Source organism: Vibrio sp. Isolate34, from assembly GCF_022397915.1.
Classification (GTDB): Bacteria; Pseudomonadota; Gammaproteobacteria; order Enterobacterales; family Vibrionaceae; genus Vibrio.
In genome coordinates this window covers 1-22,711 of sequence record NZ_JAKEUO010000013.1, presented here as the reverse complement: position 1 = coordinate 22,711, position 22,711 = coordinate 1, and the positions used below count along the sequence as shown (strand labels likewise).

Genomic DNA, 22,711 nt, shown 5'->3' with positions numbered 1-22,711 from the left:
AATAATAAGAGTGGTAAAGACTGAATGAGTTTTTAGTTTTCGTTAACAATCGAATTGGTAAGCATCGCTAAAACAACAAGCCTCATTTAACACATTGAATTTATTTAATTTAGTAACCAAAAGGCATTCTTAATAATTCGTTAATCGTGTTTCGTTTAATGGTTAATTGTTGGTTTGAGCATTCCTAGCTAGCCTTGTGTCCCATAGACTCACATTTGAGTCTTCAGCCTGTGAGCCAAATGCAACTATGTGTCATTAATCTTTGTTATAACGTTGTTCAAACTATTTTTTGAAGGATCAAAAATGCAAAAAATAATTCTGATCACAGGAGCCACAGATGGCATTGGTTTAGAGACCGCAAAAGCGCTGACTCAGCAAGGACACCACGTTCTCATTCATGGCCGCAACCCAGCCAAAGTTCACAAAGTCGTGACAGCTTTATCTCGCCTGTCTAAAAACGCCATCATCGAAAGCTACATCGCAGATCTATCGACGCTTTCTGAAGTTGAGGCGCTCGCAACCCAAATCAAAAGCAATCACAAGCGACTCGATATACTCATCAACAACGCTGGTATATACAAAGTGTCAGAAGTCACTACTCCAGACAATCTTGATGTGCGTTTTGTGGTGAACACCATTGCGCCTTATCTTCTGACACAGAAGCTGCTCCCTCTTTTTGATGCGAAAGGTCGTATCGTGAACCTATCTTCAGCAGCCCAATCATCCGTAGATTTAGACGCACTAACTAGCCCAAACGCAGGCGAACTGGATGGTCCAGTTTACGCACAAAGTAAGTTGGCGTTAACGATGTGGTCAATCCATCTTGCGCACCAATTAAGAGATCAAGGGCCCCTAATCATTCCCGTTAATCCGGCTTCATTTCTTGGCAGTAAATTGGTTAAAGACGCATATGGGTTAGATGGCAATGACTTAGGAATTGGTGCTGATATCTTATGTCGAGCAGCACTGTCAGATGAGTTTGCCAACGCATCAGGAAAGTATTTTGATAATGATTCAGGGTTATTCAAAGACCCTCATGCCGATGCATTGAATCCCGCTAAAAACCATAAATTAGTGGAAGTACTTTACCAGTTGCTAGAGAATAATTGCACGTAGCCCCCATCTAATTCTGGCAGCGCATAACATTACGCGTGCTTGATAAAAGCTTGGCTTAACTGCTGAAAGAGTAAGTCTACGTTGGGTAGAGGCGTCACATGCTCAGACAACGGAGTATGAACATACGGTTCTACCACGGTCGGGTTACCGCAAATCTGATTGTAAAAGTTCACAGGAGCAACGATGTGCTCTAAGTCCGCATCTAATAAGATACAAGCTTGCGAAAGTACAATTTGACCGCCTCCTCGTTTCAACAAAACACGCTGAGCAGTACCCACTATTTTTTGTTTATTGATATTGAGGTTGTAGTCGCCGTCACAATAAGAACCGGGAGTCGCGTGTACATCCACATCAACGCCTAACTCTTTAAAAAACTGAGTTAAAACATCACATAAATGCAGATATGCTTTTTGAATATTGTACGCTTCATCTCTCGGCCAATGATAAATATGCGATAGGTTAATGACTCCCGGTAGCTGGGGAACGGGAGCACCACCCGTTTTACGTGAAGAGAGTTGCCACCCTTGTGCCTCGAGTTGCTTTCGAGACTCTAACGTCACTGGCCACTTTTTACCTGCGGGTAAAACAAGTGTTAGCGTTTTTGCTTGCCACAACATCAACGCTTGTCCAATCTCACCCGCCTGTATTTGCTGCAATAACTTATCTTCTTTTTCAAACGCACGATCAACATCAATATGCGGGTAACGTACGAGTTTATTCGTTAACTTCAATGCACTTTTCCTCTACAGTTTGTGGTGATCAATCATTTCACTTTCTGAAATGGTTGATGACATATGAGACTATCTAGGATGAAAACAGCACCAAAAGTTAGTTAATGGTGTCATAGTCGCTTGTTAGTTGCCCATCTCAAAGCCTAGTGCTAACATTTGTACACACACCAATAAAGGAATGCATCATGGACACTAGAATTCAATTTCGTGTTGATGAAGAAACAAAACGCCTAGCTCAACAGATGGCTGAGAGCCAAGGTCGTACACTGAGTGGGGCTTGCCGTGAGCTTACTGAGCAACTCGCTGAGCAACAAAGACAAACATTATCTCACGATGCATGGCTAACTGAACAAGTAAACCTAGCATTTGAGAAGTTTGACTCAGGAACATCCGTATTCGTTGAACACCAAACTGCTAAATCTCGAATGGAAGAACGCAAAGCCAGAATCCGTAATCGAGATAAGCAATGATTTTATGGGAAGAAGAGTCACTTAATGATCGTGAAAGGATCTTTGAGTTTATCTATGACTTCAATCCTGATGCGGCAGAGAACGCAGACAACCTCATTGAAACAAAAGTAGAAAACTTGCTTGATCAGCCTCTAATGGGTGTACAGAGAGACGGCATTCGTGGACGATTACTTATAATTCCTGAAATTTCGATGATCGTCTCCTATTGGATCGAAGGCGACATTATCCGAATTATGCGCGTGCTCCATCAGAAACAAAAGTTCCCTATGGATTGATTACACTGGGGCTTGATGGCTTCTGTCTAACAAGGTTGTCTGATATGGTGACGGCAGAACTTCAGCAATTGTTTAGATAGTATTGAATATGAAAACACTAACCATACTTGATGGCGGCATGGGCCGAGAACTCAAAGAAATTGGCGCGCCATTCTCACAGCCTCTTTGGAGTGCTCAAGCGCTGATTGAAGCACCCGATTTCGTCAGCCAAGCGCATCAAAACTTTGTCGATGCAGGTGCTGAAATCCTGATAACAAACAGCTATGCGTGTGTCCCTTTTCACTTGGGTGAAGATCTCTTTGAACAGCGAGGCTTTGAGCTAGCGGCGCTATCTGGTGAACTGGCTAAGGCAATTGCTGACAATGCACCTCACACAGTTAAAGTTGCAGGTGCGATTCCGCCACCGTTTGGCAGCTACCGACCTGATTTGTTCAAGGTAGAAGAAGCGGCGCCAATCATTCAAACCCTATACGATGCCCAAAATCCAAACATCGACCTTTGGATCGCGGAAACCATCTGTAGCCTGCAAGAATTCGAATCCATTCATACAGTACTTAAGCAGTCCGATAAGCCGTGTTACTACGCATTCAGCTTGGAAGACACCAAGGGTGACTCTACCAACATTCGTTCTGGTGAGAGCGTAACAGATGCCATCAAGCTTGCCTGCCAATCTAACGCGAAAGGCATTATGTTCAACTGCTCGGTACCGGAAGTGATGGACCAAGCCATCATCGATGCTAAACAAGTGATAGATGAGTTAGGCTGTGATTTAGACATCGGTGTCTACGCCAATAACTTTGCGCCGATCAGCAGCGAACATGAAGCGAACGACATGCTTCAAGAGATGCGCGAGCTGGATGGCCAAGGTTACTTAGTTTACGCAAAACGTTGGCACGCATTGGGTGCCAATATTGTTGGTGGTTGTTGTGGTATCGGACCAGAACACATTAGAGCTTTGGCGCACTGGAAATTAAGTGACGTTGAGCCAAACTAATTATTCGTGTTGTTGATAACATCGGACAATCTAAACTCAATTTATAAATCAAACGATTAAAGCATGAAACTACTTCTAAAGAGCTCAATATTGTCTCTGTGCGTTCTATCATTCCATAGTTTTGCGGGGTCGCAGTGTGGAGACTTATCCGGCTGTGAGAGAAAAAGCTGTGAAATCGAATATCAAATAGACAAAGCAAAGGAATACGGCAATCAACACAAGATTGATGGCTTAACCAAAGCACTAAAAGAAGTGAAAGCTAACTGCACCAATGACGGCTTGAAAGACAAAATCGCTGAAAAAATAGAATCCAGTAAAGAAGATCTCGCTGAATACCGAGAAGATCTCGAAGAAGCGAAACAGTCTGGTAAGACTCAGAAAGTGAAAAAGTACCAACGTAAAATCGAAGACGAGCTTGAAGAGCGTGACCGTTTGATGGAAGAGCTGTCTGAGATCCAATAAGCATCGCAACGCTTCATCGCTGTATCTACTTTCTACTTCTCAGCCTAGCTTCACGCACCGGCTTCGCTTGTCTGCTGCTTGTCTGCTTAAGCAAACTTAAAATCCATCGCCTCTCAATTCGAGAGGCGATTTGCTTTATATCTTAGCCCGATCCACCTAACCAACAAGTGCCAGCTCGGACTCTTTCAGTAAACGATTAGCCACAAGATAAGCGACAGGCGTGACCAAGATTTGCTGGCATCTGGTTTCAAAATTTTCAGCCGTAATCATTTTAGCTTCCAACAAATATTTCAGTTCACTTAGGTAGTTAGCCTCAAACACGGCTTGGCCAAGTGGTGTGCATGCGTAGCGGCTCGATTCTTGATAGCCAATAGCTGTCAGTACCGACTCCGGCAACTCCCAGAACTTAGCAATGGTATAAGTGAGACGAATAGAGTAGCTATTAATTAACCGCTTCAAAGCCAACGAATTAGGTGGCACAGAAGGGTCAACATGTTTGAATGCCTCCACCATCATTTGGAAAATGATCATCTTACCTAGGTTACGGATCAGCCCAATAAAATAGGCGCTAGCTTGGTCTTCTTGAGATGGCGACTCTTTCATTAACTCCTTTGAAAAAGAAGCCGTTTGGATGCTGTGATTCCAAATCTTCTCACCGAAATGACGCCAGTAAATGTTATTGCCCGGCGTAAAGTTCTTCATGTAAGAATTCACTACTCCTTCGATTAGCCCTTGTGAGCCCATGTTTAGGAAAGCGGTTTTTAAGTCGGTAACTTGTTTTTCACTGCGTTTGTAGAAGGCGCTGTTAGCCAGTTTAATCACATCGGCTGCCATGCTTGGCTCACGCTCAATCACCCTTAACAGTGCCTCGACATCAAACTCGTCGCTCTGTAGTTCACCCATTAATGTTGTGACAGAGGCAGGCATAACGGGCAGCTCATTAAGCAGCGCTTTCGGAGAACGAATCAAGCGTTCGATTTGGCAAGCCACAAAGTCGCTAAACGGGTCAGACTCTGTTCTTAGGCGTGATTCTCCAAACAGATAATCAAGGAACTCTCCATCGTGAAGGCTTATCGTTTTATCGACAATTAATGATGATGACTGAGCAGACGACGGCGGAACAAAGATTGAAGTGCGAGGCGTGGTTTGCTCTGCTTTAACGCTTTCCTGCTCAGAGGTCGTTTGTTGGGAGATAGCTTGTTGGGAGACACTTTTTGAAGAATGACTTTGCTTACTTTGATTAGTAACGAAAGGGGAAAATAGTGCCTGTAATACCCTTTTAAACATCAATACGGCTCCTAGATGAATACAACATAAATCGGGATATATAACGGCGGTGATTATCGCACAGGTAATTCATAAACCATACAGTGATAAATGAATCATTAATTGTTCAGCTGTATAAGATCTGTTACTCAACAATTTGTTAGGCCAAGCCTCCGGTATTCGACAGAAACAAAAAGAGCGAGCAAATAACGCTTGCTCGCTCTTCCACCAATCTAAATCGTGCGGCTGACTAAAACTAGCGCTCTGCTACTTCTATTACAATCTTGCCTACATGCTTTTTCTTCAAGAACTCGTCCTGTGCAGTATGGATGTCAGCCAATGGGAAAGACTCCGCGACAATTGCGCCGATCTGCTGTTGCTCAATGCGGTTAACCAAGTTTTGGAATACTTGCGGCTCTAAAACCGTGCAGCCGAAAAAGCTAAGGTCTTTCAGGTACAGGGTACGAACATCAAGCTCGACCATCGCACCACCAATCGCACCAGAGACTGCATAACGGCCATGCGGTTTTAGGACTTCAAGAAACTCTGGCCACTTGTCACCGGCAACCAAGTCGATAACCACATGCACACTGCTTGCACCTAATACTTCCACCAAATCAGCATCACGAGCAACCACTTCATCAGCACCTAATTCAAGTAACTGTTCATTCTTGCTTGGGCTAGTAATTGCAATCACGTATGCACCGCGCGCTTTCGCCAATTGAATCGCCGCCGAACCCACACCACCCGATGCGCCAGAGATAAGTACGCGATCACCTTCAGCCACATTTGCGCGAGTCAGCATGTTCTCTGCTGTCGAGTAAGAACATGGGAAAGAGGCTAGCTCTACATCCGACATAGAACTGTTGACCGCATAAGCGTGTTTCGCTGCAACTTTGGTGTACTCAGCAAAACCACCATCGCACTCAGAACCGAAATACCATGGTTGTGGCAGATCTCGTCCGTACACTTCCGTTAAACAAGGCTCGATAAGAACACGTTCACCAATACGATCGGCAGAGACTTCATTACCGACTGCCACGATGAAACCACACACGTCAGCACCTTGGATACGAGGGAACTTCAACGCTTCACCCGACCAGCTTGCGTCGTCTGAATCGTCGCTTTTTGAGTACCAACCGATTCGTGTATTGATATCTGTATTGTTAACGCCTGCCGCCATCACTTTGATCAGCACTTCATTAGGTTCGATTTGAGGAACAGCGATATCTTTGCGGTAGCCAAGCATTTCTGCTCCGCCGTGACCCAACATCTCTACGCCTTTCATTGTCTTTGGTAGTTCGAATTTCATCGTGTTTCCTCGAGTAATTTTGTAACCATATTCTGTGCTGATGCCACCGCTTCTTCGCCTAAGACCGGCCACGCGCTTGATACGCCTTCATGAAGTAAAAACAGTGGTGTCGCGAGATCATCTCGCAGGCTTTGCTTGCCTATAAGCAAACGAACTTGTTCTTTATGTTGCGTAACCGCTTGGTTGATAAGCTCATTATCTGGGAACGCAGCAATCGCATTCATCGACATGCACCCATGCGGCGCATACTCTTCCAACCATTGTTGGAGCTTGTTGAAAATATGAGTGACAGATTCCAAACCAGCCCCTGGCGACGCCTCCAGTAAGAAATCGAGATAGCGTTGATGTCGGTATTCCAATGCACCAACAATCATCGCTTCTTTTGAAGGAAAGTGTTTATACAGGGTTCTTAGGCTGACATTACACGCCGTTTTCAACTGCGCAACGCTCGGTTCCGCAAAACCTTGTTGGCTGAACGCTACTTCAAGGCTTGCTGCAATCTGTTCTCTCAACATAGTGCTCTCTCAATACCCGACACAGGTAGAATGATTGTTCTACCTACAGAGTAGAACGATCACTCTACCCATGTCAACATCCTAATTTACGAATCAATAAAATGATAAATTCCGCACCAAATAGAATGCGGAATTTATCGATATAGATGAGAGGTTTACCGTTTAAGCTAGATTCGACCACGTATCGTCACCAACACAGATAACGCGCCACAAAGTACTAACACCACACCTAGATCTTGGATCATTCCTGCTAAAGCAAGCCCTGAACCAATCAAGGTGTAATACATCAAACCAAACAGTGCGCCTGCACTTCCTGCTTGAGATTGGTAACGTACCAACGCTCGGCTCAATACATTAGGAATCGCAATGCCAAACGCCATAACCACCAACATCATCGGAAGCAAGAACCAGATCGTGTGTTGTGAAAAACACACACCCACCGCACCTAATGTTTGAAGCCCTGCCGCTAAGGCAATCAAAGAGATAGATGACACTTGTCGTTTCAATAGTGCTTTGTTAACCAAGCTTCCCAACAAGGTTCCGAATCCAAGCACCACGCCACTATAACCAAACTGCTCGATGCTGAATCCAAGCTGTAAGAAGGTGAATGAACCCAGTTGGTAATACGAAAACAACGCAATGTTGAACGACGCGACAAGCAGTGCCGATACCCAAATACCGCCGTCTTTAATCATGTGAATACTGAGCGATTTTAATTGCAACGGCTGCCTAGATTGCTGTGTTTCAGGCAGCGACCATAAGCTATGTACCAGCAACGCTAATACCATAATAAATAGGGCAATAAACACATATTGATGCCCGCCTGCTTGGCTTAATTGACCACCAAGTAGCAACCCGATGATTGGGCTAATCGACAGCCCCATACCCATGTAACCAAATACCTTGGCTAGCTCTGTGCCACTAAAAGCATCTCGAAGCATGGTTTGGGTGACGACAGAGCCAACAGCAAGTCCGAAAGCGCCCATCGCTCTTGCTATCATCAACCACGTAAAACTGTCGGTTTGCATGGCAATGAGTGCTGAACAAGCAAATAACCCCATCCCCAATAACATAGTGGGGCGACGTCCCCATTTATCCGCTAACACGCCCCATACCACCACACCCACCGCAAATGCAGAGAAGTAGATAGAGAGGGTTTGTGCCGCTTGTGTGTAACTGACATCAAAGGATTTCGATATTGAATCCAGAGTCGGGCTATAGATGGTTTCTGCGATTTGAGGGAACATCAACAGCAGCACCATTTGCCATAAAGAAGGTTTTGTTTTCATCATTTTTCCAAGACCAGTGAACTTGACGCGAAGTCTAGAGGAAACTAACCTTGGCTCGTTAACAACATTAAAACCAAAAACAACAAGATTGGGACAAATGGCATTAATTAGTGAGACTATCGAGTTTGATGCAGACAGCTTACCCGCGCCTGTCATTGGCATTGCCGCAGAGCTAGGCAAACATGACTCGGGCATACATCACCACGTTAAGGGGCAACTTCTTTATGCTCCGCAAGGCTGTATCACCTTGACCTTAGAAAACGCCCTTTGCATTTTACCGCCGACCAAAGCCGTGTGGATCCCGCCCTATACCAAGCACCGAGCGCAAATGACCAATGTAGTCGCCTATCGCTCGCTCTATTTCGATAGCAGTATTTACACCTGCCCAGAGGCCATTGAGATTGTGGAAGTGAACGAGCTTTTGAAGGCGCTGATCAATAAGATGGCCTTTTGGGATTGGAACATCGCACCGGAGCAAACCACCAACACCGCCAACCTATTCTGGGAAGAGTTTTACAGCGCCAATCAGCATTCGTTCATCTTGCCGCTACCGACAGATTGCCGCTTTAAAAGCTTTTGTAAACAAGTTCGAACCGCCCCTTTTCTCGCCCCTGCATTATCGACATTAGCGAACTCAGCTGGCGCAAGCACCAAAACGATTACCCGATTATTCAAAGCTGAAACAGGCATGACCTATCAAGAGTGGCGACAACAGTGGCGCTTGTTTAAAGCGATTGAACTGCTATCAGAGAACCGACAAGTCGGCGATGTGGCGCACCAGTTAGAGTTTTCATCCAACAGCGCATTTATTGCCTTTTTCAAGCAACAAACCGGACAAACACCACTGGCTTTTACCAAGTTGGGGGTGTGATTGTTGTTTAAGATTTACCGACATTTTGGCTGTTCACGGATACAAAAAAACCAGAACATGGGTTCTGGTTTTGTTTAGTGAGATTAAGTGGGCTCAGTTGTTCGCCGATCGCATTGTCATTGAAACATCTCAGCTATCGAGTCTGTTCGATGATCAAATCACGTAACCATTTGTGGCTCGGCTCTGAATCGAAATACTTGTGCCAAAGCAAGAACAAGCCTCCTGGCACCAAATCGACCGGAACAGGCTTCATCACTAACTCACCGCTATCAATGTAATCTCGTACCGAGTTATATGGGTAACACATTAGCAAGTCGCTCTGCTTACACAGCTTTACTGCGCTGGTGATGTCCGACACGTTGGCGGCTTTGTTAATTTGAAGCTGTTTGGATTGCAAGATTTCCAGTAGCAGCCAGTCGCCAATGCCACCCGTGACTAACTGAATATGACGGTATTTAAGGAAGGCTTGCAGGTTCCACTCTTCTTGAAGCACTGGGTGATCATTACGCATCAAACACACAGAGTAATCTTGCAGCAACTCGACATGGTTTAGCTCGGCAGGGATGTTTTGAATGTGGGTACTCGCCCTTTCGTCGAGCTCAAAAATCCCTATCCCAAAATCGACCTCCCGCTTTAGTAAGCGCTTAAAGGTTTCGCTACTCCAAGTTGTGCTGTTTACCGTAATTTTTGGTGCACCTGCCAACGCGTTAGGCATAAATTTAGGGTAAATCGCGGTATAAGCGGTTTCAACAAGATCGATATTAAAAGTGCGTTCGCTGTCTTTCGGCTCAAAGATATCCGGCACGGTTAGCTGTTCAATTTGCAGAAGAATCTGATGAATCTTAGGCGCTAAAGAGGTGGCTTTCGGGGTTGGGAATAGCCCTTTGGATTCGCGCTCAAACAGCGGATCATCAAACAAAGCTCTGAGTTTGGTGAGCTGTTTACTTACCGCAGACTGGCTCAAAAAGAGTCGTTCTGCCGTTTTACTCACGCTTCGCTCTTCAATCAGAACGTGTAAGCAAAGCAGCAAATTCATATCGCATTTAAGCAAGCTTTTAACATCTACCATGATATTCCCTAAATTCAGGTTAATGATGATTAATTGTCACTTTAAATCATATCATGGTCTTGGTAAATTTAGCGCATGTGAGTTAACACGCTCAAAGAATAATAGAATTAAGGAATACTCATGGATTTTCTAGCACTACCAAAGATTGATTTACACTGCCACCTAGACGGAAGTGTTCGCCCAGATACGATTATTGACCTAGCAAAACAGTACAATATCGAACTGCCTGAAGATCGCGATGCGGTTGTTCAATCTCTAACTGTGCCAGAAGATTGCAAAAACCTAGATGAGTACCTAGCTTGTTTCAGCCTGCCACTGCAAGTAATGCAGACTGAAGAAGCAATTGAACGTATCTCTTTTGAGCTTTACGAAGACGCAGCGCTAGAAAACGTTAAGTACCTAGAAGTTCGCTTTGCACCAATCCTGCACGTAAACAAAGGTCTGTCTCTTGATACGATCATTGCAAGCGCAGTAAAAGGCATGAAGCGTGCTGAAGAGAAATACGACATCAAGGGCAACTACATCATGTCTGTACTGCGTATGTTCCCTAAAGACTCTATCAAAGACGTAATCGACGCAGGTAAACCTTACCTTGGTAAAGGTGTGGTTGCGTTTGATATTGCAGGCGGTGAAAAGCCAGGCTTCTGTGCTGAATTCCCTGAATACACGCAATACGCTATCGAACAAGGCTACCGAGTGACAGTTCACGCTGGTGAGCAATGGCATGGTCAGAACGTTTACGATGCAGTCACTATGCTAGACGCTGAGCGTATCGGCCACGGTGTTCACATCCAAGGCAACGAAGATGCGTACAACATCGTTAAAGAGAAGCAGGTTGCACTAGAGACTTGCCCAACAAGTAACGTTCAAACTAAATGTATTCACCAATTCAGCGACCACCCAATTGCTGAATTCAAAAAAGACGGTATCGTTGTAACAATCAACACAGACAACCGCACTGTGTCGAACACAACCATGACTAACGAAGTGAAGCGTGTGTGTGAAACATTCGGCCTAACAAAAGAAGATTACGCAGAAATCTACAAATACTCTGTAGAGAGCGCATTTGCTTCAGACGAAGTGAGACAGCACCTAATGGGTTTTGTTGAGCAAATCTAATTTGGCAAAGCACGCCTTTTGCTGAATAGCTGGGTTCGCTTAGCATTAGTGCTTAAAGCAAAAAATAGGAAGAGAAAGGCTGAGGCTTTTCTCTTTTTTTATGTCCAAAAATCGTTATTCTTGCAGTATTCGTCATTTAGACCGAGACTCTCAGAAAGTGGGCAAGCATGAGTAATACAAACGATAAAACTGAACTAGAAAAGATGCTATCTGGCGAAATTTTTGATGGCGCAGACCATGAGATAGACCAAATGCGCACTCATGCAAGTAAAGCTCTGACAGATTTCAATCAATGTTCCGACGACACTCAACAGCCGAGCCTTCAAACCAATCTATTTGGCAAAATCGGCAGCAGTGTTGTACGTCCTCCTTTCCATTGTGAGTTTGGTAAAACCATTGAGATCGGTGACAACACCTTCATCAATATGAACGTGGTGATGCTTGATGGCGCGAACATCAAGATTGGTAACAATGTTTTGGTGGGGCCAAGTGTTCAGTTTTATACGGCTTCTCACTCTCTAGACCATCTAAGTCGTCGTAAATGGGAAACCTTCTGTTTACCAATAACAATCGAAAATGATGTGTGGGTTGGCGGTAATTCTGTTATCAATCAAGGCGTGACGATTGGGGCTCGTTCGGTTATCGCAGCTAACTCCGTAGTCAACAGCGACGTACCACCAGACTGTCTATACGGTGGTACGCCAGCGAAGTTGATTCGTCATTTAAATACTGAGCAAATACGATAGCTAACTGCTCTCGGAGCAAAGAAATAAGGCCACAGAGAACGCTGTGGCTTTTCTTCTATCTGATTTTTTAATAACGATAATGCCCTTCCCCCTATCAAAATTCGTAATTTAGCTACACTTAGATAGAAACAAACTCACGATAATTTTTTCGAACTGATGTAGCTCCAACGTCATCATGATTGGAAAATCCAATGACAAAACGCGAAGCTTTATTGCTCTCCACAGCGACCTTCTGCTCTATTTTCATATGTAACGCTGACTGACTTCTACTCTACTGACCTTTATGAGCATTCAACCTTGGATGTCTTAACTGTTCAAAAAGTACATTCACACAGACAAGTAATGGAACACCTACTAGCATTCCCATAGAGCCCCATAGCCAACCCCAAAACACAAGCCATACAAATAAAATCAGCGGATTGAGACTAAACCTTTTCCCCAGTAATGTAGGAGTAACCAATTGGCTTTCTATCAAATTAATCGCCAGGAAGATCGCAGCAACCGTCAATGCATAGCTAAACGACTCAAACTGTATAAAAGAGACTAAAGCAAAGCACGTAACTGAAACCATCGGGCCAAGATAGGGGATAAAATTCATTAGGCCTGCAAAAGCGCCCCAAAGGAAAGGGTCTTGCAATCCCGTAATATAAAAAGCAAAGCCAACAGTGAGTCCTAAGCAAACATTAATGATGGTGATGGCTCCTATGTAACGAGACAAATCCTTTTGAACAACTTTAACCAATTCAACTGCCCTACGCTTATCTGAAAAGCATTCAAAAAGAGATAAGCTTTGAGAATAAATTTTTCGACCGTAATTCATCATGAAATACGCCATAAGAAACGCAACCAACAACTGAGTAACAATGGTTGGTGTTGTCGTAAGCACTGATTCTATAATGGAAAAAGCCGTATTATTGGTAAGCCCATCATTGGTAACAGTACTACTCATAGAGAACCCGGTGGCGTCAGTTAAGCGACTGTTTTGAGTAACCTCACTCACTTCATTAGATACATTCTCAACCAACATTGGTAATTTTGACCACCATTGCTGAGCGGGCTCACTCAACATATTCAAACTAATCACAACAAAGCCAATAAAACCAATAAGTACAGCCATTACGTTAATGACTCGAGGGATACCGAAGCGAGTAAGGTAGTTAACTAGAGGGCTACATAGCAAAGAAATAAAAGCACCAAAGATGATTGGCAACAAAAATGGCTTGGCGATATGTAATGTAAAAATAGACATCATGAGAACAGCAAGGAGCATAAAACTAGTTTGCAACACACTTCGTTGTCTAAGAATACTGTATTTTTTTGATGTCATTTTATTCCTATGAGTAGGAGGTCTTGTTTTTGAAGCTTCGTCAATTTGAATCAGGCACTCGATACCGTCAGCCAACACTAACTTGAATTAAAAATGATGGTTACTTAAGTAAATTAAGTATTAGCGATAGCTGTTTATAACCAAAAACAGACGATTTAAAACGATGAGTTCGATTCAAAATTACAACACCAAGGCCTGTGATGCCAAGAGCATACAAGGGGTACTTGTGAACAAACTCTTTTCCTTTGTGACGAATAAGTCCCATACAAAGTGCAACTTGACGAGCTCTACTTCTCCCCTCAAGTCTTTTCATTTGAATCTGTCTTTGTCGATTTTTGAGTGCTGACATGTAACCCCTCCTTCAATTGCTCTTTCGTACATTCAAAACCTATAAATTGCTTTAAGTAACCAGAACGAAGTACCAAGCATATTAGAATCAAACCGAGTGTGAATATAAACGCGCCGTAACCCGCTAACAGATTCAAAGTGAAGTAGTAGATCACGACTCCAGCACCGACGGCGATACTAAAAAGAAACAGCGGTAACAACGCAACAAAGAGGAGCTGAAACACAAGACGCTTTTTAAATGCATCAACACTATTGCGAAACTCCAATAAGAAAAGTTCTAAAGTCGATTGAGACCATTGCTGGGTATGTGTCTGTAATATAGCTAAGTCTTTCCACAATCCATTTAACTCAGAAGCAGAACGTTTAAGATCATCCACCTTACGATCGCTCGATTTATCATTGGCAGAGTTTACTGGATCATTTTGACTATTTACCTGCATAACGGTGCTCTCTCAATTGCGATGTTGATATATGGCTATTTGATTAACTTCGAGACAGCCCAACCAGCGAGAAACGCACAGCCAACACTCAATAATGGACGCTCTTTAATGATGTTTTCCGCTTTCTCAGACGTGTTCTTCACACTTTCAGAGCTGGCCTCGAGAGTTTCATGGACCGCCTCTTTCACATTTTCGATAACTTCTACTGCAGCCTCTTCAGCTTTTTCATAAGTTTCTTCAATTTGTTGTTTGGCTTCTGAATTTTTAGCGTTTGACTTTGGCATAAGTTTTCTCCTTATTTGATTATCATAAGCCAGAGAATAATATTAATACTATTAATCTCTAGCTACTTTAATAATCAATGCTAGCATCGTGCCAACTTTCAAAAGTACCAGAATGATTGAAGATAAGCTTCCATATCATTAATAAATGGCATTGATCAATGTAATAATTTCACTAGAAAACATCTATTAATGTATTTTTTACAAAAACAAAGTAAAACCTTAGACGAAACAAGCTGAATATAGGGTTATTAACTGGCATAAAAAATGCAATGTACCAAATACAGCTTAGAACCAAATGAGGATTCATGAGAAACCAAAGTATATTATCTATTGTTAACCTGATAAAAAGTGGAAATATTATTTACGAAAAAGCGATATCCAACATAAGAAGTGAAAAGATGGCAAAAAATCTTTTTGATATCTACACGGTAAAGAAATGTGCAGAGTTAAAGTTACAATCTTTAACTTACTACTCAAAAATACATCAAGAACAGATACCCGCTAGTTATACGATAAATGCCAGAGAGCGCTGTATTGAAGCGGAAGATACAAAAGGTAAAAATAATCAAGAGCTCTATTTAAAGCACCTAGAAGGTGTCGAGACAAAGATCATTTCCGACATTGAATCACTGCTAGAAACTAACCCTGATTTAGAAGGGAGAAGAAGATTAAAAGTGGTAAAAAATGAAATGGAATCATGTCGAGACCAAATACACAACATGCGTCAGAATTAGTTATTAGCGAATGATGGTTGGAAATCAGAATCAAAGAAAAGGCTTACTTTAATTCTTATAAATCAACTGAAATTATAAATACTACTGAGATAAAAAGGAGTAATGATATGTTGTTTAAAAAGGACAATGATCCCCTTGAGGTAATTCACTATAAAGGCATAGAAAAAATACTATGTACATTGAAAGATCACTACTTCTCATGTGTTGACCTAATTGAACAAAAAGCACATGGGAACATTGCAAGAGCTGCAAATCGATTTATAAAAGTTGAACGTTCATTAATAAACGAAGTAAACACCAAGTTCTGCATTAACAATGAAGTTAATGACAATGACATATTGAGTCAGCCCCCTGCGTTAATTGTTAGTTATAACGATATGTACCAGAGTAATTTAAGCCTAATTTCTTACCTCAAAAACACTATTAGAAAGTTTAACAATCAGCATATGTCTGCTTTTTTCTCCTATTGGGTTGCGGCGTTGCAAGTTGAAAATGATGAAATAGCAAAGCATTTGTAACAGATATAACCCATCTAAAATAGATACGATTAATTAACTTGAGAAGAGAATCAAAGCCTACAACACAATCATTAAGCAGTGGGAATAAGCTAGGTTTAATTCTGATCTAATTCTGACATCACTCAAAATAAAAAGCGTCGAGGCATATTGCCTTGACGCTTTTTTACGAGAGGGACCGCTATGTTATTCTAGGAAGCGTCATCGACAGCCCCAGTCATCATTCTAGACAGACTCTTACCGCCTTTGGGATCAAAATCAAGTGTTCTAATCGGAAACGGTATTGTCATTCCAGCCTCTGATAATGACTCTTTAACTGCTATAATACCGTCGTGCTTTGCGTCCATATAACCAAAACCTCCTGGGTACTCAATCCAAAACCAAACCAATAAGTTAACGCTACTATCAGAAAAGCTTGAAGCGTAAACCGTCGTATCTTCTTTCCGACTAACATAAGACTTTTGGTTTATCGCTTTGGTTATCACCTCAGCGGCTCTTTTGGGACAGTCTGCGTAGGAAATCCCCACAGGGATCTCGACCCTTCTTCGTCCTTTTCGACTGTAGTTCGTCAAAATATTTCGGAAAACCATCTTATTGGGAATCATGACGTGTTGACCAGAGAACGTTTCAACCAGTGTATTTCGTAAGTTTATTTTGACTATGGTACCCATGACATCGTTGGAACCAACAACATCGCCAATTTTAAAAGGTTTACGAATACTCATTGTAATACCTGAAATGAGGTTCTCAGTCATATCTTGAAAAGCAAAACCGATAGCTAAACCTAGAATACCGGCACCGGCAAGCAACGATGTAACCGTACCTTGGAGCCCAACAAAATCTAACGCGACAAAAAATCCAATAGTAACAATGGTAACCTTAACAATAGAAGCCAGTAAGTTAATGACTTCTTGAGAGTCGACAACTCTATTGCTCAATCTTTTAAACAACTTACCGCTTATGTTGGCAACAAAGATAAAAATAAGAAACGTAACAAAAGCAACAATCAGGTTAGGGATAAGTTTAATTGCTTCAACTAACCAATGCTCTAACTTACCCTCTATCAGATGCTGAAACTTCTCTAAGTTAAAAGAGAGATTCATTTCCATGGTGTCTCCTTCTTATTCAATATGCGGATTAATCAATACATTCATGGAATACAAACCGTTAAGGCTTGCTTATCAATACTTATCTCCAGTGAATCAGCCGAATACGTCTCTCCATCAATCACGTATGAAATAGGTCGGTCAGAATCAATTTTAACGAGCTGTGCCGAAGCATAAGTAAAGTAACTAGCTTGTTCTTTCGCTCCGAGACTCGATAACAACAGATCAGATAGAGCGATAGCTCGTTTACTAAGTGAATTTGTATTTTCCAAATAGGTAATATGCAGCTTCCCATCATCCGGCCTAGGAGGCTGTCCCCCTTGAGCAAGCACAGTACTAAAAGGGGAAGAGTTCGCCACGACCAAACTTTGTAGTTTCATACTTTGTGATGGTTGGTCATCGATTGAAATTTGAAAGTGTTGATTATCGTCGGTGATTACTGCATTGAAGAACCCAGTCAAATACGCGAATTGCCCTTTTTCATTTTTTTGTTCTCGATGTGCGTAATCGATCATCTGTTCTTCAAACCCAATACCAAGAAGCAGTAATATTGGTTGTTGATTACAGAACGCCAGATCGATTCTTTTTGAGTTGCCCGATAAAATAGCCTCACACGCTTTTTCAACAGGCGATATTTTCGAGGTCAATCCATAAAGCATATGACATAGAGCGTTCGCGGTACCCAAAGGTATAATCCCGAGTTGTGTATCAGTCTTCCTAACTTGCCTTGCGACTTCACTAACCGTCCCATCGCCACCTGCAACGATAATATGCGCAGTATTCCGGTCTTTGGCCTGCTTAGCTAATATTTCTGCTGATACTTCTTGGCTAGTAAGAAAAATATCTAAACTGTACTTCCTCGTAAGTTCACGAATAACCTGTTGTTCATTCGCCAACCATTTACCACCACCTGCAACAGGGTTGGCAATAAGGCAAGCTTTATGGCCAAGAGTGAGTAAACCTTTATCACTGATTGCTTGAAGTGTTTTTAGTTGTAGATGGTTCAATTGGGCTGTACTTCGCACGTCGTTAATACTTTTCAAGACCTGCTCTACAGTAAGTGACGGATTTTTTGCTAAAAGATAGGCAGCTACGACAAAGACAGAACGTCCTCGACCGAGAGCACAATGCACAACAACCGATCTAGATTGATTGATTTGGGTATCGATCCAATTTATAGCATGTTTAAGCTTATGCATTTTAGGGACTTTATGATCAAGAACCGGGGTGTTTAAATAGCGAAATTGATCACCGGTCATTGCACTTTCTAAACCAGAAAACTCAGCTGTAACATCTACAATACAATGGATGTTTTGAGATTCTAAGAACGATAAATCTGAAGGGAACAAACGACGAGATACATATAAACCTTTTCCAACCTGCTGTATTGGTTCAACTTTATCTCTTTCAATTGCCCATGCATTGTACAGTCGAACACCTAAGAAGAATGGAATGAAGATCCATCTGATCCACCACACTATTTTCCCATCGCTAGTCTTCCTAAATATTGACGGCATATCGAAGATGTAGGCAACACTAACGATGAACATCGACAAACTACACCAGGCAAAAACACCACGGATTATTAGCTGTGGTATAAGAGCAGCAGCAAAAAAACAAGCTATAGCAAGAAGCATATAATATTTAATAATAAACATGTTACGCCTTAATTTGTCCGTGAATTTAAATATATTTATCCGTAAATTTATCTATCTCTAAATTAAATAAAAGAAGGGCTCAAGAATGAGCCCTTAGCTTGATAACAAAGCAGTTTTATACTTATTTAAAGAATTTGATTACTTCGTGATTCAAGCAACCTCTTTTTCATATTTACGAGCTAATGTTTCTTTTTGTTCAGTATCTAAGACTCGACCTGCGGTTTGAAAAAAACGCTGCTCTTCTTCTTCTAAATGATGTTCAACCTTATCTTTTAATGTTTTCATTAAAACAAGCCAAGCTGGTGAAGACATCTCTGTATCATCGAGTTGAGCGAGTATTTTGTCGATTCCATGATGTTCAGCGATTCCATGTCTAGTCATGTCAATGGATTGATCACTCTCGATCAAAGGTGCATAAAAATGGCGCTCTTCTGCAATCGCATGCTTGGTTAACTCATCCTTAAGGTTAACATAGAGTTCTTGCCTAGCTTGTGTGTCTCCCGAAGTTTGGAGTAACGCATCCATCAAAAGTCGTTGCTTTTCATGACTGTCTTTGAGCACATCAAATATATTTTTCATATCTAATTCCTACTTCATTGGTTTATTTTTATGAGGATTTTGGCATCTCATTGCACTCTAGATGACAGTTCTAGCAATCTTCATCTTTCGCATCTAAATGCTCTTTAATATTTTCACAGCTATCTTCTATTGCGTTTTGAGTATCCTCTACAGCCTCATCTACATTTTCCCCGGCTTGTTCCATCGGACCTTCATCACTACATGCCGCAAGTGCAAATGTAATACCCACAATAGTTAAAAAACGGTAAGCGTTCGATTTGATGTTCATATAAACTCCTAATGTTTGTTTTTATTCAGCAACATAATTACCACTGAAACCAGTAGTGATATTGCAAATATATAAAATATGATCTTTGCTACTGTCGCAGCAGCCCCAGCGATACCACTAAATCCCAATAGGGCGGCAATAATTGCGACAATAAAAAATATTAGCGACCAGCGAATCATCGTTATTCCCCAATTGTTAATAAATTACCAATTGTAAAGAGGTTAAATAATATTTAATTTATCCACCACTTTCTCTACATTCGGGGTATTATTTGCTATAGATAATGCTAAGTCGTGTTCACTGCTTGATGAAACTGAACCTTTCAAGATAACCACACTTTTTTCGGTTTCAACTTGAATATCGCTACCACTAACATTGGTGTTCATTAATAAACGAGTGATTACCAGTGTCTTTATGTGAGCATCAGTCAAAGCTTGTACGGCTGCAGGTGTTTTTTCTTTGTCTTCATCAATCACTGTAAGTTCGTTTTTTACAGACTTAACGTCATCTAGGCTTAGCACTAACTCTTCTGCCAAATCTTTCTCTGTTTCATTTTTAACCGAGCCAGTTAAAGTAACCACTCGATTCTTAACGTAGGTGTTGATGTCAAATGAGTTTAAATTAGTATTCAGTAATAAAGTCGTTTCTGCTTTTCCATCAATCCACGCATCGAAAGTTTCTTTTTCCCACATGCTATTAGCAAAAACAGTTGATGAAGAAGTTGCAATCAAAGTAGCTAATAATATTTTACTTGCAGTATTTCTCATTAATTATCTCCTCTAGTTAACTGACACTTGTACAATTGCAACCAGCATGCCAACTTTTTAACTAACTGAAAATAAAGGATTTACACTTTAATTTTAAAAAATTTACCATTGGTAAAATGATCGGAGGTGTATTAATTACACGAGTATTTTGTAAAAATTATCATCAATGGAGATCCTAGAATAATTAATATCAATACTATTAATTAGCCACTTCTACTATCAGTAATACTGTAACTACATTTAAAAGGTGGCGTATAGTAAATGATAGATTCGTATTTGAAGGACATCATGTTATTATCAAGGTCGTTTCCTGTCGTACAAAAAGAGAGTTAAATCATGTCATTACCGACACTGTTTATAGAGTTAAAAGATGAATTATTGCGGTCTCAAATAAACTCTCTAGATGAATTATCAAGCTTTGAAATAATTCAAAGTACTATGGATGTTCATTGGATTGACAAGCTACAACAACTGCAACCAGATACTGCTATTGTTGAAGTCTCTCGATTTACTAACGATGATTTTAAGTCCTTATCGAGTGCAACAGAATTGGACGAAATGGACTTGATTATTATCAGTACAGGTACACCAAACAAAAACTTAGACATGATGATGAACCATGGCGCAATCTTCCATTATAGAAAGCCCGTCGACATGCAAATATTGGAAGATACCCTTGCAGACTTCAGTCAATACTTCCTCCAGAAGCAGGAAGAAGGGCGTAAAGTGTCCACCAGCGATTTAGACCAGTTCGGTATGTTAGTCGGTTCTTCTAAGCCCATGCATAAGCTGTATCGAACTTTAAGAAGAGTCGCGAAGACTGACACCAATGTTTTGATTGTAGGCGAAAGTGGGGCAGGTAAAGAATTAGTCGCACAAACGATTCACCTTGCCAGTGATCGTAAAAACCAACCTTTTATTGCAATCAACTGTGGTGCTATCAGCCCTGAGTTAGTTGATAGTGAATTATTTGGTCATGAAAAAGGCGCTTTTACAGGGGCGAATCGCACACACCAAGGGGTGTTTAGGCAAGCAGAAGGTGGCACATTGTTTCTCGACGAAATCACCGAAATGCCACTTGAGCACCAGGTCAAATTACTACGAGTTTTAGAAACAGGTGAATATCGCCCTGTAGGCAGCAATGCAACGAGTATCGCTAATACTCGAGTCATTGCAGCGACAAACCGAGATCCACAAGTCGCTATTGAAGAACAGTTTTTGAGAGAGGATCTCTATTTCAGGTTGGCTCACTTCCCCATACATGTCCCTCCATTGCGTGAAAGAGGCGACGACATCGTCGGCTTAGCAAAACATTTTATTGCTCATCGCAACGCAAATGAAACCACTGCGAAGACCATTTTCACATCAGCGCTTCAAAAAATATCAGCCCATGCATGGCCAGGGAATGTCAGGGAATTAAAGCACTGTATTGAAAGAGCTTTTATATTGGCAGATGAGACGATTAAAGATGAACACCTAATTTTTGATACTCCTCCTTTAGAAACAGGGACTAACGTTGAGGATATAGTTCCGGCAGGTGTTTCGCTCGAGAAGATTGAGAAAGCTGCGATTATCAATACGCTCGAAGAAAATGAAGGCAACAAAAAGGAAACAGCACAAGACTTGGGAATCAGCATCAAAACGCTTTATAACAAGCTCGATAAGTATCAAGAGTAGTAATATTCATATCTGATGTTGCCATGTGAAATAGCCGATAACCGAATACTGATCAACAAAGTTAAGTAGAAGAATAAAGCGACTTAAAAGAACAAATAGAAAAAGAGGCGATGTTTATGATGAAACATCGCCTCTTTTTTATAAGGATACAGGCGTTATCAGTTCCTTAATTGAATGAAAATGCGGCTTTGTTGCGTAATTCGGGTGAAACGCATTTTCTCTATGCCATTGAGAGCGCTACAAGGTTTTCTAGACTCTGTATTTAAGCTGGCTAACATCCCGCTTGTTTGCCCGCACTACACCTGTATAAGCCGYCGAGCTAAGGAAGTTGAGGTTTCATTTAAAACCAAAACCAGAGGAGCAATACAACACCTGGCAATTGATGCCACTGGCCTCAAGGTTTATGGCGAGGGTGAATGGAAGGTCAAGAAGCATGGTTCTGATGGGAAGCGCAGAGTCTGGCGTAAACTGCATATTGCAGTAGATACAAGCACTCACGAAATAGTCGCAGCAGAGCTGAGTTTATCTAACGTAACCGATGCCGAAGTGCTCCCCAACTTACTCAAGCAAACGYGTCGTAAAATAATTGAAATATCAGGTGATGGTGCTTATGACACAAGGAATTGTCATGATGCGATACGGATTAAGCGAGCGGTTGCGCTTATCCCACCACGAGAAGGGGCTGCATTCTGGKAACAAGGACACCCTCGTAATTTAGCAGTAGGTTGTCAAAAGCTCTACGGCTCCAACAAGAGGTGGAAACAACGGTATGG

General features: G+C 41.7%; 27 protein-coding genes and 1 pseudogene. 12 read left to right on the top strand and 16 right to left on the bottom strand.

Going from position 1 to position 22,711, the window contains the following annotated elements:
• Positions 1-303 precede the first annotated feature (303 nt).
• Positions 304-1,116 carry an SDR family NAD(P)-dependent oxidoreductase gene (locus L1D22_RS14525; RefSeq protein WP_239830306.1) on the top strand — a complete coding sequence of 271 codons (813 nt, stop codon included), beginning with the start codon at positions 304-306 and terminating at the stop codon, positions 1,114-1,116.
• Positions 1,117-1,145: 29 nt separating this feature from the next.
• On the opposite strand, the gene L1D22_RS14520 is transcribed toward L1D22_RS14525, so the two are convergent.
• Positions 1,146-1,847, bottom strand: a complete 702-nt coding sequence (locus L1D22_RS14520) for a lipoate--protein ligase (protein ID WP_239830305.1) — start codon at positions 1,845-1,847, stop codon at positions 1,146-1,148.
• 185 nt (positions 1,848-2,032) lie between these two features.
• On the opposite strand from L1D22_RS14520, the gene L1D22_RS14515 reads away from it, so the two are divergent.
• The 4 genes from L1D22_RS14515 (at position 2,033) to L1D22_RS14500 (ending at position 4,048) form a co-directional block, all read left to right on the top strand.
• Positions 2,033-2,317: a damage-inducible protein J gene (locus L1D22_RS14515; RefSeq protein WP_123300445.1), complete on the top strand. Its 285-nt coding sequence runs from the start codon at positions 2,033-2,035 to the stop codon at positions 2,315-2,317.
• Entirely contained in the window at positions 2,314-2,592 is a 279-nt protein-coding gene (locus tag L1D22_RS14510; protein ID WP_102445494.1) for a type II toxin-antitoxin system RelE/ParE family toxin, read from the top strand. Before L1D22_RS14515 ends, L1D22_RS14510 begins: the two co-directional genes overlap by 4 nt.
• An 88-nt stretch (positions 2,593-2,680) precedes the next feature.
• The gene (locus tag L1D22_RS14505; RefSeq protein WP_239830304.1) at positions 2,681-3,586 is read left to right on the top strand and encodes a homocysteine S-methyltransferase family protein; all 906 of its coding nucleotides are present in this window, start codon (positions 2,681-2,683) and stop codon (positions 3,584-3,586) included.
• Positions 3,587-3,649: 63 nt separating this feature from the next.
• Positions 3,650-4,048 (top strand): DUF1090 domain-containing protein, encoded by a 399-nt coding sequence (locus L1D22_RS14500; protein WP_239830303.1) that lies wholly within the window; start codon positions 3,650-3,652, stop codon positions 4,046-4,048.
• A 156-nt stretch (positions 4,049-4,204) separates the two neighbouring features.
• On the opposite strand, the gene L1D22_RS14495 is transcribed toward L1D22_RS14500, so the two are convergent.
• The 4 genes from L1D22_RS14495 to L1D22_RS14480 all read right to left on the bottom strand — a co-directional run bounded on the left by L1D22_RS14495 (position 4,205) and on the right by L1D22_RS14480 (position 8,430).
• Complete coding sequence (locus tag L1D22_RS14495) at positions 4,205-5,335, bottom strand: HDOD domain-containing protein (protein ID WP_239830302.1); 1,131 nt, start codon at positions 5,333-5,335, stop codon at positions 4,205-4,207.
• A 235-nt stretch (positions 5,336-5,570) separates the two neighbouring features.
• The gene (locus L1D22_RS14490) at positions 5,571-6,626 is read right to left on the bottom strand and encodes an alcohol dehydrogenase family protein (RefSeq protein WP_239830301.1); all 1,056 of its coding nucleotides are present in this window, start codon (positions 6,624-6,626) and stop codon (positions 5,571-5,573) included.
• A complete protein-coding gene (locus tag L1D22_RS14485; RefSeq protein ID WP_239830300.1) occupies positions 6,623-7,141 on the bottom strand; it encodes a TetR/AcrR family transcriptional regulator in 519 nt (172 codons plus the stop codon). The genes L1D22_RS14490 and L1D22_RS14485 overlap by 4 nt, the downstream gene beginning before the upstream one ends.
• Before the next feature lie 167 nt (positions 7,142-7,308).
• Positions 7,309-8,430, bottom strand: a complete 1,122-nt coding sequence (locus L1D22_RS14480; RefSeq protein WP_239830299.1) for a multidrug effflux MFS transporter — start codon at positions 8,428-8,430, stop codon at positions 7,309-7,311.
• Between the two features lie 97 nt (positions 8,431-8,527).
• Here L1D22_RS14480 and L1D22_RS14475 point away from each other — a divergent pair, with 97 nt between their 5' ends.
• Complete coding sequence (locus L1D22_RS14475) at positions 8,528-9,301, top strand: helix-turn-helix transcriptional regulator (RefSeq protein WP_239830298.1); 774 nt, start codon at positions 8,528-8,530, stop codon at positions 9,299-9,301.
• Positions 9,302-9,434: 133 nt separating this feature from the next.
• Here L1D22_RS14475 and L1D22_RS14470 read toward each other — a convergent pair whose 3' ends face one another.
• On the bottom strand, positions 9,435-10,370 hold the full coding sequence (locus L1D22_RS14470; RefSeq protein ID WP_239830297.1) for a LysR substrate-binding domain-containing protein: 936 nt from the start codon (positions 10,368-10,370) through the stop codon (positions 9,435-9,437).
• A gap of 120 nt (positions 10,371-10,490) precedes the next feature.
• Between L1D22_RS14470 and add the strand changes: the two genes are divergently transcribed.
• Both add and L1D22_RS14460 read left to right on the top strand, forming a co-directional pair.
• Positions 10,491-11,489, top strand: coding sequence for an adenosine deaminase (gene add / locus L1D22_RS14465; protein ID WP_239830296.1), 999 nt, complete (start codon positions 10,491-10,493; stop codon positions 11,487-11,489).
• A gap of 167 nt (positions 11,490-11,656) precedes the next feature.
• Positions 11,657-12,235: a sugar O-acetyltransferase gene (locus L1D22_RS14460; RefSeq protein WP_239830295.1), complete on the top strand. Its 579-nt coding sequence runs from the start codon at positions 11,657-11,659 to the stop codon at positions 12,233-12,235.
• Between the two features lie 271 nt (positions 12,236-12,506).
• On the opposite strand, the gene L1D22_RS14455 is transcribed toward L1D22_RS14460, so the two are convergent.
• The 4 genes from L1D22_RS14455 to L1D22_RS14440 form a co-directional block, all read right to left on the bottom strand.
• A complete protein-coding gene (locus tag L1D22_RS14455; protein WP_239830294.1) occupies positions 12,507-13,562 on the bottom strand; it encodes an AI-2E family transporter in 1,056 nt (351 codons plus the stop codon).
• Positions 13,563-13,662: 100 nt separating this feature from the next.
• Positions 13,663-13,875 carry a hypothetical protein gene (locus L1D22_RS14450; RefSeq protein ID WP_016795981.1) on the bottom strand — a complete coding sequence of 71 codons (213 nt, stop codon included), beginning with the start codon at positions 13,873-13,875 and terminating at the stop codon, positions 13,663-13,665.
• Entirely contained in the window at positions 13,862-14,350 is a 489-nt protein-coding gene (locus L1D22_RS14445) for a hypothetical protein (protein WP_239830293.1), read from the bottom strand. The genes L1D22_RS14450 and L1D22_RS14445 overlap by 14 nt, the downstream gene beginning before the upstream one ends.
• A 35-nt stretch (positions 14,351-14,385) precedes the next feature.
• Entirely contained in the window at positions 14,386-14,634 is a 249-nt protein-coding gene (locus L1D22_RS14440) for a hypothetical protein (RefSeq protein WP_010431939.1), read from the bottom strand.
• 305 nt (positions 14,635-14,939) lie between these two features.
• Here L1D22_RS14440 and L1D22_RS14435 point away from each other — a divergent pair, with 305 nt between their 5' ends.
• Positions 14,940-15,368, top strand: coding sequence for a hypothetical protein (locus L1D22_RS14435; protein WP_010431941.1), 429 nt, complete (start codon positions 14,940-14,942; stop codon positions 15,366-15,368).
• 107 nt (positions 15,369-15,475) lie between these two features.
• Positions 15,476-15,886, top strand: coding sequence for a hypothetical protein (locus L1D22_RS14430; RefSeq protein ID WP_010431943.1), 411 nt, complete (start codon positions 15,476-15,478; stop codon positions 15,884-15,886).
• Positions 15,887-16,074: 188 nt separating this feature from the next.
• Here L1D22_RS14430 and L1D22_RS14425 read toward each other — a convergent pair whose 3' ends face one another.
• The 6 genes from L1D22_RS14425 to L1D22_RS14400 form a co-directional block, all read right to left on the bottom strand.
• Positions 16,075-16,992: a mechanosensitive ion channel family protein gene (locus tag L1D22_RS14425; RefSeq protein ID WP_016797856.1), complete on the bottom strand. Its 918-nt coding sequence runs from the start codon at positions 16,990-16,992 to the stop codon at positions 16,075-16,077.
• Positions 16,993-17,033: 41 nt separating this feature from the next.
• Positions 17,034-18,647: a diacylglycerol kinase family protein gene (locus L1D22_RS14420; RefSeq protein ID WP_239830292.1), complete on the bottom strand. Its 1,614-nt coding sequence runs from the start codon at positions 18,645-18,647 to the stop codon at positions 17,034-17,036.
• Between the two features lie 150 nt (positions 18,648-18,797).
• Positions 18,798-19,226: a hemerythrin domain-containing protein gene (locus L1D22_RS14415; protein WP_010431952.1), complete on the bottom strand. Its 429-nt coding sequence runs from the start codon at positions 19,224-19,226 to the stop codon at positions 18,798-18,800.
• A gap of 70 nt (positions 19,227-19,296) precedes the next feature.
• Positions 19,297-19,494, bottom strand: a complete 198-nt coding sequence (locus L1D22_RS14410) for a hypothetical protein (protein WP_010431955.1) — start codon at positions 19,492-19,494, stop codon at positions 19,297-19,299.
• Between the two features lie 8 nt (positions 19,495-19,502).
• The gene (locus tag L1D22_RS14405) at positions 19,503-19,673 is read right to left on the bottom strand and encodes a DUF1328 domain-containing protein (protein WP_010431958.1); all 171 of its coding nucleotides are present in this window, start codon (positions 19,671-19,673) and stop codon (positions 19,503-19,505) included.
• 42 nt (positions 19,674-19,715) lie between these two features.
• Complete coding sequence (locus tag L1D22_RS14400; protein ID WP_239830291.1) at positions 19,716-20,261, bottom strand: BON domain-containing protein; 546 nt, start codon at positions 20,259-20,261, stop codon at positions 19,716-19,718.
• A gap of 336 nt (positions 20,262-20,597) precedes the next feature.
• On the opposite strand from L1D22_RS14400, the gene L1D22_RS14395 reads away from it, so the two are divergent.
• Both L1D22_RS14395 and L1D22_RS14390 read left to right on the top strand, forming a co-directional pair.
• Positions 20,598-21,938 carry a sigma-54 dependent transcriptional regulator gene (locus L1D22_RS14395; protein WP_239830290.1) on the top strand — a complete coding sequence of 447 codons (1,341 nt, stop codon included), beginning with the start codon at positions 20,598-20,600 and terminating at the stop codon, positions 21,936-21,938.
• A 204-nt stretch (positions 21,939-22,142) separates the two neighbouring features.
• Positions 22,143-22,711, top strand: a pseudogene (locus L1D22_RS14390) (IS5 family transposase); the annotation flags it as partial.